This window comes from Methylobacterium sp. WL103 (assembly GCF_008039885.1).
In the GTDB taxonomy this organism is placed as follows: domain Bacteria; phylum Pseudomonadota; class Alphaproteobacteria; order Rhizobiales; family Beijerinckiaceae; genus Methylobacterium; species Methylobacterium cerastii.
Genome location: NZ_VRUX01000072.1, coordinates 1 through 12,721, shown reverse-complemented (window position 1 = coordinate 12,721; position 12,721 = coordinate 1). Strand labels below are relative to the sequence as shown.

The 12,721-nt window shown below is 70.7% G+C and carries 15 protein-coding genes, 1 tRNA gene and 1 pseudogene; 7 read left to right on the top strand and 10 right to left on the bottom strand.

The genetic code is table 11. The annotated features are described in order from the left end of the window. The 6 genes and pseudogenes from FV222_RS07340 to FV222_RS07315 form a co-directional block, all read right to left on the bottom strand. Positions 1-830, bottom strand: a pseudogene (locus FV222_RS07340) (hypothetical protein); the annotation flags it as partial. 151 nt (positions 831-981) lie between these two features. After that, a complete protein-coding gene (locus FV222_RS07335) occupies positions 982-2,004 on the bottom strand; it encodes an Hsp33 family molecular chaperone (protein WP_147762928.1) in 1,023 nt (340 codons plus the stop codon). Positions 2,005-2,112: 108 nt separating this feature from the next. Further along, positions 2,113-2,580 carry a GNAT family N-acetyltransferase gene (locus tag FV222_RS07330; RefSeq protein WP_246685361.1) on the bottom strand — a complete coding sequence of 156 codons (468 nt, stop codon included), beginning with the start codon at positions 2,578-2,580 and terminating at the stop codon, positions 2,113-2,115. Between the two features lie 17 nt (positions 2,581-2,597). Further along, the gene (locus tag FV222_RS07325; RefSeq protein ID WP_147762926.1) at positions 2,598-2,894 is read right to left on the bottom strand and encodes a DUF1778 domain-containing protein; all 297 of its coding nucleotides are present in this window, start codon (positions 2,892-2,894) and stop codon (positions 2,598-2,600) included. A 124-nt stretch (positions 2,895-3,018) separates the two neighbouring features. Next, the gene (gene argF / locus FV222_RS07320; RefSeq protein WP_147751983.1) at positions 3,019-3,993 is read right to left on the bottom strand and encodes an ornithine carbamoyltransferase; all 975 of its coding nucleotides are present in this window, start codon (positions 3,991-3,993) and stop codon (positions 3,019-3,021) included. Between the two features lie 70 nt (positions 3,994-4,063). Further along, positions 4,064-5,257 (bottom strand): aspartate aminotransferase family protein, encoded by a 1,194-nt coding sequence (locus FV222_RS07315; RefSeq protein ID WP_147762925.1) that lies wholly within the window; start codon positions 5,255-5,257, stop codon positions 4,064-4,066. A gap of 303 nt (positions 5,258-5,560) precedes the next feature. Here FV222_RS07315 and FV222_RS07310 point away from each other — a divergent pair, with 303 nt between their 5' ends. After that, positions 5,561-6,034, top strand: a complete 474-nt coding sequence (locus FV222_RS07310; protein WP_147813666.1) for a RidA family protein — start codon at positions 5,561-5,563, stop codon at positions 6,032-6,034. Further along, positions 6,034-6,780 (top strand): glycerophosphodiester phosphodiesterase family protein, encoded by a 747-nt coding sequence (locus tag FV222_RS07305; RefSeq protein WP_147762924.1) that lies wholly within the window; start codon positions 6,034-6,036, stop codon positions 6,778-6,780. The genes FV222_RS07310 and FV222_RS07305 overlap by 1 nt, the downstream gene beginning before the upstream one ends. Positions 6,781-6,796: 16 nt before the next feature. On the opposite strand, the gene FV222_RS07300 is transcribed toward FV222_RS07305, so the two are convergent. Together FV222_RS07300 and FV222_RS07295 are read right to left on the bottom strand one after the other, a co-directional pair. Further along, on the bottom strand, positions 6,797-7,132 hold the full coding sequence (locus FV222_RS07300; protein ID WP_147762923.1) for a HigA family addiction module antitoxin: 336 nt from the start codon (positions 7,130-7,132) through the stop codon (positions 6,797-6,799). A gap of 10 nt (positions 7,133-7,142) precedes the next feature. After that, positions 7,143-7,400 carry a type II toxin-antitoxin system RelE/ParE family toxin gene (locus FV222_RS07295; RefSeq protein WP_348644098.1) on the bottom strand — a complete coding sequence of 86 codons (258 nt, stop codon included), beginning with the start codon at positions 7,398-7,400 and terminating at the stop codon, positions 7,143-7,145. A gap of 178 nt (positions 7,401-7,578) precedes the next feature. On the opposite strand from FV222_RS07295, the gene FV222_RS07290 reads away from it, so the two are divergent. The 4 genes from FV222_RS07290 to FV222_RS07275 all read left to right on the top strand — a co-directional run bounded on the left by FV222_RS07290 (position 7,579) and on the right by FV222_RS07275 (position 11,081). Further along, positions 7,579-8,805 carry a GNAT family N-acetyltransferase gene (locus tag FV222_RS07290; RefSeq protein ID WP_147813664.1) on the top strand — a complete coding sequence of 409 codons (1,227 nt, stop codon included), beginning with the start codon at positions 7,579-7,581 and terminating at the stop codon, positions 8,803-8,805. A gap of 5 nt (positions 8,806-8,810) precedes the next feature. Beyond that, positions 8,811-9,971, top strand: a complete 1,161-nt coding sequence (locus FV222_RS07285; protein ID WP_147751989.1) for a M20 aminoacylase family protein — start codon at positions 8,811-8,813, stop codon at positions 9,969-9,971. After that, positions 9,971-10,456 carry a glutathione peroxidase gene (locus tag FV222_RS07280; RefSeq protein ID WP_147751990.1) on the top strand — a complete coding sequence of 162 codons (486 nt, stop codon included), beginning with the start codon at positions 9,971-9,973 and terminating at the stop codon, positions 10,454-10,456. Before FV222_RS07285 ends, FV222_RS07280 begins: the two co-directional genes overlap by 1 nt. Before the next feature lie 145 nt (positions 10,457-10,601). After that, entirely contained in the window at positions 10,602-11,081 is a 480-nt protein-coding gene (locus tag FV222_RS07275) for an Lrp/AsnC ligand binding domain-containing protein (protein ID WP_147813662.1), read from the top strand. Positions 11,082-11,121: 40 nt separating this feature from the next. Here FV222_RS07275 and FV222_RS07270 read toward each other — a convergent pair whose 3' ends face one another. Both FV222_RS07270 and FV222_RS07265 read right to left on the bottom strand, forming a co-directional pair. Continuing rightward, the gene (locus FV222_RS07270; RefSeq protein WP_246685360.1) at positions 11,122-11,643 is read right to left on the bottom strand and encodes a phospholipase A2 family protein; all 522 of its coding nucleotides are present in this window, start codon (positions 11,641-11,643) and stop codon (positions 11,122-11,124) included. 548 nt (positions 11,644-12,191) lie between these two features. Next, positions 12,192-12,267 (bottom strand) — tRNA-Ala (locus FV222_RS07265). A gap of 119 nt (positions 12,268-12,386) precedes the next feature. Between FV222_RS07265 and FV222_RS07260 the strand changes: the two genes are divergently transcribed. Beyond that, positions 12,387-12,689: a YggT family protein gene (locus FV222_RS07260; protein WP_147751992.1), complete on the top strand. Its 303-nt coding sequence runs from the start codon at positions 12,387-12,389 to the stop codon at positions 12,687-12,689. Positions 12,690-12,721: the final 32 nt, after the last annotated feature.

The window sequence follows — 12,721 nt, the reverse complement described above, 5'->3', positions numbered from 1 at the left end:
GAGCGGGTCCGCACGTCGACGCGGTCCCGACCGCGGAAGTCGGCCGCGACGCGGCCGCCGCGGCGCTCGGTCGTGGTCACGCTGAGGCGGCGGTACTCGGGCGATCCGTAGAGCACCCGCTGCCCGCGGATGGTCACGTAGCGCACGCGCGGCCCGGATTCGCGGACGCTCACGAGGCGACGGTACTCGGGCGAGCCGTAGAGGACGCGGTGGCCGCGGATGGTGACGGTGCGGACCCGCGTGCCGCCCCGGCGCTCGACGGTGACGAGCCGGCGGTACTCGGGCGAGCCGTAGACCACGCGCTGGCCGCCGACGAACACGAACCGTCCTTCCCGGCGGAAGCCGCCGCCGGCCCGCTCGGAGCGGATGTCGGTGCGGGTCTCCCGGCGCTCGCTGCGCGTGTCGCGCTCGGCGCGGTCGCGGCGCATCCCGTCGCGGTTGCCGCCGCGAGCTTCCACCCGATCCGCGTCGCGGCGGTCTTCGCGGCCGGCCGCCTGACGGTCGGCGCCTTGCCGATCAGACCCTTGCCGGTCGGCGCCCTGACGATCGACGCCTTGGCGGTCGACGCCTTGGCGATCGGCCCGTCCGGCCTGCATCCCGTTCTCGCGGCCGCCGGCCCCGTTCCCGGCGGCGGTGTTCCGGCTCTCACCCCGCGTCTCCGACATCCGGCCGCCGGCCGTCGCGCCGGCGCCGCCCGTGTTGCCGCCGGCATCCATCGATCCGGTATTCGCGCGGCCCGTCCCGGCGCCGGCCGCGTTTCCGGCCGCGCCCTGGGCGTAGACGGACGTGCTGAACAGCAGGGCTGCGAGCCCGATGGCGACTCTCTTCATGATGCTTCCTCCGGCGTTCTTGCGACGTTGTTGGAAGCATCGAAACGCCGAAGGTTCGAAAACCGTTTCATCGCCGGAGACTGATTTTTATAAACCGATGTTCAGTCTATCCGTGGATCAAGCTTGGCCGTGAACCGGACAGGGTTCGGTTCTACTGCTTCGGCGTCTCGGCCACCTCCGCCTCGACCTCGGCCGGGTCGAGGTCGTAGCGGCGCGAGCAGAACTCGCAGGTGATCACGACGCGGCCGTCGTCGGCGATCATCTCGCGGCGTTCCTCGGGCGAGAACGAGCGGATCATGCCCATCACCCGCTCGCGCGAGCAGCGGCACTGCTCGTGCACGCCTTGCGCGTCGAACACCCGCACGCCGCGCTCGTGGAACAGCCGGTAGAGCAGCCGCTCGCTCGAGACCGCCGGGTCGACGAGCTCGTGGTCCTCAACGGTGCCGACGAGGGCGCGCGCCTCGACCCAGGCGTCGTCCTCCCGGGTGCCGTGCTCGTCGAGGTGGACGCGGCCCTCCGGGATGTCGCCCGGCGGCAGGTCGGCGAGCCGCGCCCGGTCGATCGATTGGGGGAGGAACTGCACCAGCAGCCCGCCGGCGCGCCAGCGGCTCTGCCCGTCCTCGAAGGCTTCGGCCACGGCGAGCCGCACCTCGGTCGGGATCTGCTCGGACTGGCGGAAGTACTGGTGCGCGGCCTCCTCCAGGCTCTGCCCCTCCAGCGCGACCACGCCCTGGTAGCGGCTGGCGGCCGAGCCCTGGTCGATGGTCATGGCCAGATGCCCCTGCCCGATCAGCTCGGCGGCCTTGTGCGGGCCGGCGCCGAGGGCGGCGATGGCGTCCGCCTCGAACCGCGCGGTGGCGCGCAGGCGGTCGGGCGCCTCGAAGTCGACGACGATCATCCCGACCGGGCCGTCGGTCTTGGTCTGGAGCTGGAACCGGCCCTCGAACTTCAGGGACGAGCCGAGGAGCACGGTCAGCGCCGCCGCCTCGCCGAGCAGGCGCGCCACCGCATCCGGGTAGCCGTGCCGCCGCAGGATCGTGTCGACGGAGGGCCCGAGCCGGACGACGCGCCCGCGCACGTCGAGCGCCTCGACCGCGAACGGCAGCACGCAGTCGTCGGCGCCGTCGTGACCGTTGCCTTCGTTGATCGGGGTTGTGTCGTGTCCGGCGGTCATGGTCTCAACTCGGTCCTGGAAGCGGTCTGCCTGCACGTATTTGGCCTGCAAGCGTTCGGCTTGGAAGCGTTCGGCTTGGAAGCGTTCGGCTTGGAAGCGTTCGGGTCGTCATCGTCCGCCGGTCAGCGCGCCGATCGGCAGGAACAGGGTGCGCGAGCGGTCGGGGAATTCGAGGAACTCCGCCTGCCTGCGGTAGAATGCGAGCGCCTGGTCGTCGAGCGCATGGATCAGGACGGCGCCGATCCCGATCACCTCGGCCGCGTTGGCGATCCGGCGCAGCGCATCGGCCAGGAGGTCGGCCCTGAGCCCACGGCCGGCCCAACGCTGGTCCACGGCCAGCCGGCCCAGGATCGAGACCGGGATCGGCTCCGGCGCGTTGCGTCGAATCCGCCCCGGGGCATCCTCCCGCGCGACCGTCCCCGCGGAGATGCAGTAATACCCCACCACCGCGCCGTCCGCACAGACCACATAAGTCCGGGCGAACCGGTCCTCGCTGCGGCGTGCCTGCCGCTTCAGCCAATCGTCGAGCACCGGCCGGCCGCAGGAGAATCCATCCAGGGCGTGCTCCGGACCCAAGGGAACCGGCGGCCCGATCAGCGCTCCCAGGCGAGATTCCTCCCCATGAGCGCGCTCAGCCTCGGCCTTTCGGCCGGCGGTGCGTCGAGGGCCGCGACGAACGCGGCGTGGCGCGCGTCGTCGAGGACGAACAGGCGCTGATCGAGCAGCACGTCGATGGCGTGATGGCGCGCGGTGTCGATCATGAACTCGGTCCGCGTCTTGCCGAGCACCGAGGCGGCGTCGTCGATCAGGTCCCGCGTCTCGGCTTCGATGCGCAGGTTGATCGTCGTCCCGCGCCGCGCCGGGACGTTGCTCAGGCCGTCGATGCTCAAGGCGGTCGCCTTCTACGTCTCGTCGGGGGCGTCTTGGAGCCTGAACGTATACACGATGTTCATACGGTCAAGGCCCGCGACCCGTCCGGCCGCTGCGTCCGATCGGCCGCCCGTTCGCGACCCGCTACAGGCCGTTCGCCCGCATGCACCACGCCAGGATGCCCTTCTGGGCGTGGAGGCGGTTCTCCGCCTCGTCGAACACCACCGATTGCGGGCCGTCCATCACCTCGGCGGTGACCTCCTCGCCGCGATGGGCGGGCAGGCAGTGCATGAACACCGCGTCCTTGGCGGCGGCCCGCATCAGCGCGCCGTTCACCTGATAGGGGTTGAGCAGGTTGTGGCGGTGAGCCTCGTCCTCGTCGCCCATCGAGACCCAGCAATCGGTCACGACCGCGTCGGCCCCCTCGACCGCGGCGAAGGCGTCGGCGGTGACGTTGACGCGGGCGCCCTCGGCGCGCGCCCAGGCCATCAGCGCCGGCGGCGGCGCCAGCTCGGGCGGGCAGGCGACGTTGAGGGTGAAGTCGAAGCGCGCGGCCGCGTGCGCCCAGCTCGTCAGCACGTTGTTGGCGTCGCCCGACCACGCCACCGTGCGGCCCTGGATCGGCCCGCGATGCTCCTCGAAGGTCAGCACGTCGGCCATGATCTGGCACGGATGCGAGAGTTTGGTCAGCGCGTTGATCACCGGCACCGTGGCGTTCTCGGCCAGCTCCAGCATCAGCGCGTGATCCAGGATGCGGATCATGATCGCGTCGACGAAGCGGGAGAGCACCTGCGCGGTGTCGCCGATGGTCTCGCCGCGGCCGAGCTGCATCTCGGAGCCCGTCAGCATCAACGTCTCGCCGCCGAGCTCGCGCATCGCCACGTCGAAGGAGACGCGGGTGCGGGTCGAAGGCCGGTCGAACACCATCGCGAGGTTCTTGCCGGCGAGCGGGCGGTCGGCGGCGACTTCGCCCTTGCGGCGGCGCCCCTTGATCGCGGCCGCGGCGTCGAGCACCCGGCGGAGGTCGGCGCCGGAGAAGTCCGACAGGTCGAGGAAGTGGCGGGGCGCGCTCGCGCCGGTCGTGGGGCCGCTGGTCCGGCCGTTCAGGGGGGCAGTCATCTCAACACATCATGTCCGGGTTCGGTCGGCGGCTCCGCCTTCGGGAGCCGGGATCAGCATCACGTCGGCATCACTCGGCGGCGCCGCGCATCGCGGCCGTGAACGCCGCCGCCGTGACTTCGAGGCGTGCGACCGCCTCGGAGACGTCGGCCTCGGTGACGATCAGCGGCGGCAGCAGGCGGACCACGTTGTCGCCCGCCGGGATCACCAGCAGGTGCTCGGCGCGGGCGGCCGCAGCGAACTCGGTGTTGGGCACGGCGAGCTTCAGCCCGAGCATCAGCCCCTCGCCGCGGATCTCGGTGACGACGTGCGGGTAGCGGTCGGGCAGCGCCCCGAGCTTCTGCTTCAGGACCAGCGCGACGCGCTGGACGTGGTCGAGGAAGCCGTCGCCCAGCACCACGTCGAGCACGGCGTTGCCGACGGCCATGGCGAGCGGGTTGCCGCCGAAGGTGGTGCCGTGGCTGCCGGCGACCATGCCGCGGGCGGCCTCGCGGGTCGCCAGGCACAGGCCCAGCGGGAAGCCGCCGCCGATGCCCTTGGCCGCGCTCATGATGTCGGGCGCGGCGCCGGACCACTCGTGCGCGAACAGGAGGCCGGTGCGGCCGACGCCGGTCTGGACCTCGTCCATGATCAGCATCAGGCCGTGCTCGTCGCAGAGCGCGCGCAGGCCCCGCAGGCATTGCGGCGGCACCGGGCGGACGCCGCCCTCCCCCTGGATCGGCTCGATCATCACGGCCGCCGTCTCGGGGCCGATCGCGGCGCGCAGCGCCTCGTGGTCGCCGAAGGGCACCTGGTCGAACCCGTCGACCTTCGGGCCGAAGCCCTCGATGTACTTCTGCTGGCCGCCGGCGGCCAGCGTCGCCAGCGTGCGCCCGTGGAACGCGCCCTCGAAGGTGATGATGCGGTAGCGCTCGGGGTGCCCGCCGGCGGCGTGGTACTTCCGCGCCATCTTGATCGCGGCCTCGTTGGCCTCGGCGCCCGAATTGCAGAAGAACGCCACGTCGGCGAAGCTCGCGTCGACCAGACGCTGCCCGAGGCGCTCGCCGTCGGGGATCTCGAACAGGTTCGAGGTGTGCCAGAGCTTCTGCGCCTGGGTGGTCAGGGCCTCGACGAGGTGCGGGTGGGCGTGGCCCAGCGCGTTCACCGCGATGCCGGCGCCGAAATCGAGGTATCGCTCGCCCCCGCGCGCCACCAGCCATGCGCCCTCGCCACGCTCGAAGGCGATGGGGGCCCGGGCATAGGTCGGCAGAAGGGCGGATGTCACGATCCCGTCTCCGTGTCGGCGGGCCGGGTGAAGACCCGGCGTTGTCAGGCTGCGTGCAGGACCTGTGCCCTGCGTGCAAAAACGAAAGTGCCGCCTCGTCACCGGGGCGGCACGCGCGCGATTACTAAGAAACGCGGCCGCGCTGTCAATGAGAGGGCCGGGTGTCGTGGCGGACATGCCTGTAAAACGGGCGTCGTTTGCCGGCTCGACTCCACGCTGCCTCCGAGAAGTGCCTTGCGTGCCGGCCGCGGCCCGTGCTCCAGAGCCGGTGCATCGCCGACAACGGACACGCGGAGCCCTTTCATGAGCACGGTCAAGGAACGCCTCGAGAGCCTCGGGCTCACCCTGCCGAAGGCGGCGGCGCCGGTCGCGAACTACGTGCCCTTCGTGCGCAGCGGCAACCTCGTGGTGGTTTCGGGCCAGATCTGCTTCGGGGCGGACGGCAAGCTCGGCGCGGGCCATGTCGGCAAGCTCGGCGCCGAGGTCTCGGCCGAGGACGGGATCGCCGCGGCCAGGCTCTGCGCGCTCAACGTGCTGGCGCAGGTCGAGGCGGCGGTGGGCGACCTCGAGCGCGGGGTCGTGCAATGCGTCCGGCTCGGCGGCTTCATCAACTGCGTGCCGAGCTTCTCCGGCATCGCCGGCATCATGAACGGCGCCTCCGACCTGATGGTCGCGGTGCTCGGCGACCGCGGCCGTCACACCCGCTCCACGGTCGGGGTCGCGGAACTGCCCCTCGACGCCGCCGTCGAGGTCGAGGCGATGTTCGAGGTGCGGTGATGGAACTCGGCTGGCTCGTCGCGCGGCCGATCGCCCATCGCGGCCTGCACGACCGCGCGGCGGGCCGGCCCGAGAACACGATCGCCGCCGCCCGCGCGGCGATCGCGGGCAACTACGCCATCGAGTGCGACGTGCAGATCAGCGCCGACGGCGAGGCGATGGTCTTCCACGACGCGGCCCTGGGGCGGCTGGCGGGCGTCGCCGACCCCGTCGCCGCGATGCGGGCCGCCGACCTTCGCGGCCTCTCGGTCGCGGGCACGACTGAGACGATCCCGACGCTGCCGGACTTCCTCGCCGAGATCGCCGGGCGGACCCCGCTCGTCGTCGAGATCAAGTCGTCCACTTCCGGCGACCTGACCCTGACCCGCCGCGTCGCGGAGGTGCTGAGCGCCTACGCCGGGCCGGTCGCGGTGAAGTCCTTCGATCCGGAGGTGGTCGCGGCCTTGCGCGGCCTGGTGCCCGACGCGGTCCCGCGCGGCATCGTCGGCGAGACGAACCAGGACGACCCGGCCTACGCCGCCCTCACCGATTCGGCACGCCGCCGGCTCTCGGACCTGCTGCACATCGAGGAGACCCGGCCCGACTTCGTGTCCTGGCGGGTCGACGACCTGCCCTGCGCCGCGACGCACCTCGCCCGCGTGCTCGGGCACCTGCCGGTGATGGCCTGGACGGTGCGCACCGAGGCCCAGCGCCGCCTCGCACAGGCGCATGCCGACCAGATGGTGTTCGAGGGGTTTTCGGCCTGAACGCCCGGCTCCGGCCTTAGGCGGCCTCGCGCGGAAGCGGCTTGATCAGCGCCAGGGCGTCACCCGCCCGCGCTGCTGCGACCTCGATGTCGTAGCGGATCTGCAGGCCGAGCCAGAGCTGCGCCGAGGTCCCGAAATAGCGTCCGAGCCGGAGCGCGGTGTCGGCGGTGATCCCGATCTCCTCGCGGACGATCCGTTCGATCCGCGTGCGGGGTACGCCGCAGGCCTTCGCCACCGCGTAGGGCGTCAGGCCGAGGGGAGCCAGAAACTCCTCGCGCAGCACCTCGCCGGGGTGAAGCGGGGGCAGCGTCTGCACGATCTCCAAGGCGGCGATCTCCAAGGCGTCATTCATCGACGGGTCCTCAGTGATAATCGACGATTTCGACATCCGCCGGGCCATGTTCGGTCCAGCGGAAGCAGATTCGATACTGGTCGTCGATCCGGATCGCATGCTGTCCGATGCGGTCATGGGTCAGAGGGTGAAGCCGATCGCCGGGCGGCGCTTGCAAGTCGTTCAGGTCGGCCGCCTGATCGAGGACGGCGAGCTTGCGTCGCGCCGCGGGAAAGATCGCGGCGGGGAACCCCTTCGGCCGGCTGCCGCGATGGACCGCCTCGGTCACGCGATCTGCGAAGCTCTGGATCAGAGCCGGCCCCCTGGTGCATCCTACCTCAGGATAACGCAAAGGATGGTATCACTGAGTGTTACCAAGAGGCAAGCGAGCCGCCCTGCCCCCCGCTGCGACGGCGGGATGCGCGGCGCCGCCTTGTCCCCCCTGCCCTTCGGGCTAGATTGTCGCCATGGAAAAACCCGGCGCTCCGCACGAGCCTGAGACCTCCGAGACCGTCCTCAAGGTCCGCGCGCTGGCCGGCCTGAAGGAGATCGGGGCGGCGGCCTGGGACGCCTGCGCCACCTCGGCCGAGACGCTGGGCGCGGGCGACGAGACCCACAACCCCTTCGTCAGCCACGCCTTCCTTTCGGCGCTGGAGGATTCCGGTTGCGTCTCGCGGCGGACCGGCTGGTTGCCGCTGCACGTGGCGGTCGAGCGCGACGACGCACTGCTCGGTGTCGTGCCGTGCTATCTGAAGTCCCACAGCCAGGGCGAATACATCTTCGACCACGGCTGGGCCGACGCCTTCGAGCGGGCCGGCGGCAGCTACTATCCGAAGCTGCAGGTGAGCGTGCCGTTCACCCCCGTCACCGGTCCGCGCTTCCTGATCGCGCCCGGCGCCGACGTGGACGTCGCGACTTCCGCCCTGGTGGCGGGCCTGCGGGCGCTGCGGTCCGAGACCAAGGCCTCCTCGATCCACGTCACCTTCATGCAGGAGCCGGAATGGGAGCGGGCGGGTGCGGCCGGCTTCCTCCAGCGCACCGACCAGCAGTTCCATTGGGAGAACGCCGGCTACGCGACCTTCGACGACTTCCTCGCCGCGCTCGCCTCGCGCAAGCGCAAGAGCATCAAGCGCGAGCGGCGCGACGCGTTGTCCTCCGGCATCACGATCGAGCACCTGACCGGGGCCGACCTCACCGAGGCGCATTGGGACGCCTTCTACGAATTCTACACCGACACCGGCGCGCGCAAATGGGGCCGGCCCTACCTCAACCGGCGCTTCTTCACGCTCCTGTCCGAGCGGATGCCGGAGCGCGTCCTGCTGATCCTGGCCAAGCGCGAGGGCCGCTACGTCGCCGGCGCGATCAACCTGATCGGCGACGTCGCCCTCTTCGGCCGGAACTGGGGCTGCATCGAGGAGCACCCGTTCCTGCATTTCGAGGTCTGCTACTACCAGGCGATCGACTTCGCGATCGCGCGGGGCCTGAAGCGGGTCGAGGCCGGGGCGCAGGGCGAGCACAAGCTCGCGCGCGGCTACCGGCCGGTGCTGATGCACTCCGCGCACGACATTGCCGACCCTTCGTTGCGTCGCGCGGTGGCCGACTACTTGCAGCGCGAGCGCGCCCATGTCGAAGCCATGGTGGACGAACTCGACACCCTGACGCCGTTCCGACGGTCCAGCCCGGAAGAGTCTTGAAGCGCATGAGTCCGATCGATCGCATCACCACCTACGCCGACGAGTTGACGGCGCTCCGCCGCGACCTCCACGCCCATCCCGAGATCGGCTTCGAGGAGGTGCGCACCTCCGGCATCGTCGCCGACCTGCTCGAAGGCTTCGGCATCGAGGTCCACCGCAACGTCGGCGGCACCGGCGTCGTCGGCATCCTGAAGGGCCGCAGCGACAACGGCCGCCGCATCGGCCTGCGCGCCGACATGGACGCCCTGCCGATCGAGGAGGAGACCAACCTCCCCTACCGCTCGACCATCCCCGGCAAGATGCACGCCTGCGGGCATGACGGCCACACCACCATGCTCGTCGGCGCCGCCCGCTACCTCGCCGAGACCCGCGACTTCGACGGCACGGCGGTGTTCGTGTTCCAGCCCGCCGAAGAGGGCCTGGGCGGCGCCCGCGCCATGCTCGCCGACGGGCTGTTCACGCGCTTCCCCTGCGACGAGATCTACGGGCTGCACAACCAGCCGAGCGGCCCGCACGGGACGATCAAGCTGCGGCCCGGCCCGATCATGGCGGCGGCCGACTTCTTCGACATCCACGTCAAGGGCCGCGGCATCCACGCGGCGCAGCCCCACAGCGGCATCGACCCGATCGTGGTCGCCACCGCCCTCGCCCAGGCGCTGCAGTCGATCGTCTCGCGCAACGCCGACCCGCTGAAGTCGATCGTGCTGTCGATCACCCGGTTCGAGGCCGGCTCGGCCTACAACGTCATCCCCGACACCGCGCACATGGCCGGCACGATCCGCACCTTCGATCGCGACTTGCGCAAGCTCGCGGGCGACCGGATGCGGGAACTCGCCAAGGGCTACGGCGCGGCCTACGGCGCCGAGATCACGGTCGACATCCAGGACAAGTTCTCGGTGCTGGAGAACGCCGCCGACCAGACGCAAGCTGCGATCGAGACCGCGACCGAGCTGTTCGGGCCCGAGCGGGTCGACCTGAACTCGAGCCCGAAGATGGGCAGCGAGGACTTCGCCGACATGGCGATGGCGGTGCCGGGCGCCTACGCCTGGATCGGCGCCTCGCCCGGGGCCGGCCTGCACAACCCGAGCTACAATTTCGACGACACGATCATCCCGATCGGCGCCGCCTTCCTCGCCCGCCTCGTCGAGCGGCGGACCGCGGCCTGATGGCGACGCTGTTCGATTTCACCCCGAAGGCCGCCGACGGCACCCCGCATCCGCTGGCCCAATATCGCGGCAAGGTCGTGCTCGTCGTCAACACCGCCTCGAAATGCGGGTTCACCCCGCAATACGAGGGGCTGGAGGCCTTATGGAAGACGCATCGCGAGGCCGGGCTCGTGGTGCTCGGGTTCCCCTGCAACCAGTTCGGCGCGCAGGAGCCGGGAAACGCCACCGAGATCGCCCAGTTCTGCAGCCTGACCTACGACGTGAGCTTCCCGCTGCTGGCGAAGGTCGAGGTCAACGGGGCTGGCGCCGACCCGGTCTACCAGCATCTCAAGGGCGAGAAGCCGGGCCTCCTCGGCACGGCCGGCATCAAGTGGAACTTCACGAAGTTCCTCGTCGGCCGCGACGGCCGTGTGGTCGGCCGCTATCCGCCGACCGCCAAGCCCGCCTCCCTCGAGCGCGACATCGCCGCCGCGCTGGCCGCCTGAGACGCTTGCGCATCGCAACGGCCTCGGCCGTTGCGATGCGCCTCAGGCCTTTCGGAAGGTGCTCTCGCCGGTGGCGCGCGCCTTGCCGCCGTGTTCCTCTGGTCGCCGGAAGATGGCGCTCGGCGGATGGTGAGGCGGCAGGTTCGTGAAAGATTCGTCCACCGACGCAGGGCTCGACCGCATCGACTTGAAGATCCTGCGCCTGCTTCAGGCGGACGGGCGGATGGGCAACGCCGAGATCGCCAAGCGCGTGAACACCAGCGCGGCGACCTGCCACCGCCGGACGCAGCGGCTGTTCGCCGACGGCTACGTCACGTCGGTCCGCGCCGAGGTCGCGCCGAGCAAGGTCGGCCTCGGCGCCCTGGTGATCGTCGGCGTGGTGCTCGACCGCTCCACGCCGGAGAGCTTCGCGGCCTTCGAGGCGGCGGCCCGCGCCATGCCGACGGTGCTCGACTGCCACCTGGTGGCGGGCGACTTCGACTACTTCCTGAAGATCCGGGTGCGCGACATGACGGACTTCAACCGCCTGCACAGCAGCACCCTGATCGCGCTTCCCGGCGTGCGCCAGACGCGAACGTTCTTCGTGATGAAGGAGGTCGTCGACAACGCGCCGCTGGCCTTGTGACCCAGTGCGGAAGGCCGCACCGTCGCAGGGCGGGGCCGCGTCAGGGCGCCCGGCAATTCATCGCGTCGGCGGCCTCGACGACGCTCAGGGCGCGCCGCCGGACCTCGAGCGTGACCTCCGGTTGCTCCGACACCGCCGTCGCCTCCCGCTTCAACGCCTGGTCGCAGGCGCACGAGCGGTGCCCGGCCGCATCGTAGCAGGCGTCGTGGCGTTGGCAGGCGGCGTCGAGGGCGTCGGTCGGCGGCAGGTCGACACCGCGCTGGCCCGCGCCGCAATAGTTGCCGTGGAACAGCGCCTTGCCCGTGAGCACGTTCGCGAGGTCGCCTTTCGGCGGGGACGGCTCTTCCGCCCTACCGCCCGGGTTGAGGTCGTTCGCCGGGCCGCCGGACTTGCTCGCGGACCCGCGCAGCGCCTTGGGGATGCCCGATTGCGCGTCGGGCTCTCCGAGCCCTTCCCCGGTGCGGGAGTTCGGATCGGACAGGTCCGGCAAGGGCGGCGGCGGTCCCGGCCTCACGGCCTCGGTGTCTGCCGAGTCCGGCGCCTCCTCGACCGTCTGCGCCACGGCACCTTGAGCCAGGCACCCAGCCAAAAATAGGGACAGGGCGATCGCAATCCGAATTCTCAAATTCGTCTCCCCTGGAACCAGGCGAAGTCGTCGATCATCGCGGCCCGCCCGATCGAATTCGGACGTGACGGAACGGCCCCGGCATCGCGGCCTTTGCAATCGACGATGGTCCTTCCCGAAGCGTGGGTAGAACGCCGACCCAATACGGCGAAGGCGGCAAAAGCGTTCCAAAGGGTCCGTCGCCAAGCCGCAGCGCCGCCACCTCGGAGAGGGCAGTCGCGGTCGATCGACGGTGACGACACGACGAGGGTGAGGTGCTGCGCGCCCGACCGGACCCGCATCTCGAACGACGCGATGAACGGTCTCCAGCCCGGCACCGGTCGCGCGACCAGGCCGCCGCGATCCAGCCGACCGGAATACCGCTCAGCCGGCGCGAGCCGCGAGGATCGACGATGATGAAATCTGGGAGCGTCGGGTCTCAACCCGCTGTCACGGCAGCCTTATCGACGCCGGACCTTGCCGTGTGGACATCCACCAGGAAAGCCTGGTGGAGCTGAGCGGGATCGAACCGCTGACCTCCGCAGTGCGATTGCGGCGCTCTCCCATCTGAGCTACAGCCCCGTCCAAGGCGCCGGCCTTTTAGGCCGGCGCCGATCGAACTGTCAATTCCCGATTCCCGCTGCCGTCGCGTCGCCGTCCCCGGTGTCCCGCGCGGGCGCACGAGGACACGTGTTTCGCGCATGAATTCCTTGATCTGGCTCTTCGACACCGTCGTCCAGCTCTTCATCTACGTCCTCATCGCCAGCGCGATCCTCAGCTGGCTCGTCGCCTTCAACGTGGTCAACGTGCGCAACCCGATCGTCTCGCAGATCGGCGAGGTGCTCTACCGGATCACGGAGCCGGTGCTGCGGCCGATCCGCAACCTGCTGCCGAACCTCGGCGGCGTCGACATCTCGCCGATCATCCTGATCCTGCTGCTGCTGTTCGTGAGCCGCCTGCTGCACGAATTCGTGCCGGCCGACCCCTACGTCTACGCCCGATAAGGCCGGCGCGCGGACGCCGCCCCCGCCCGCGA

Bases quoted from the DNA above. Each gene is read 5' to 3' on its own strand.
- argF (WP_147751983.1), bottom strand. From the start codon at position 3,993: ATGACTGCCCCCCTGAACGGCCGGACCAGCGGCCCCACGACCGGCGCG.
- FV222_RS07290 (WP_147813664.1), top strand. From the start codon at position 7,579: ATGGAAAAACCCGGCGCTCCGCACGAGCCTGAGACCTCCGAGACCGTC.
- FV222_RS07280 (WP_147751990.1), top strand. From the start codon at position 9,971: ATGGCGACGCTGTTCGATTTCACCCCGAAGGCCGCCGACGGCACCCCG.
- FV222_RS07285 (WP_147751989.1), top strand. From the start codon at position 8,811: ATGAGTCCGATCGATCGCATCACCACCTACGCCGACGAGTTGACGGCG.
- FV222_RS07260 (WP_147751992.1), top strand. From the start codon at position 12,387: ATGAATTCCTTGATCTGGCTCTTCGACACCGTCGTCCAGCTCTTCATC.
- FV222_RS07305 (WP_147762924.1), top strand. From the start codon at position 6,034: ATGGAACTCGGCTGGCTCGTCGCGCGGCCGATCGCCCATCGCGGCCTG.
- FV222_RS07335 (WP_147762928.1), bottom strand. From the start codon at position 2,004: ATGACCGCCGGACACGACACAACCCCGATCAACGAAGGCAACGGTCAC.
- FV222_RS07310 (WP_147813666.1), top strand. From the start codon at position 5,561: ATGAGCACGGTCAAGGAACGCCTCGAGAGCCTCGGGCTCACCCTGCCG.
- FV222_RS07300 (WP_147762923.1), bottom strand. From the start codon at position 7,132: ATGAATGACGCCTTGGAGATCGCCGCCTTGGAGATCGTGCAGACGCTG.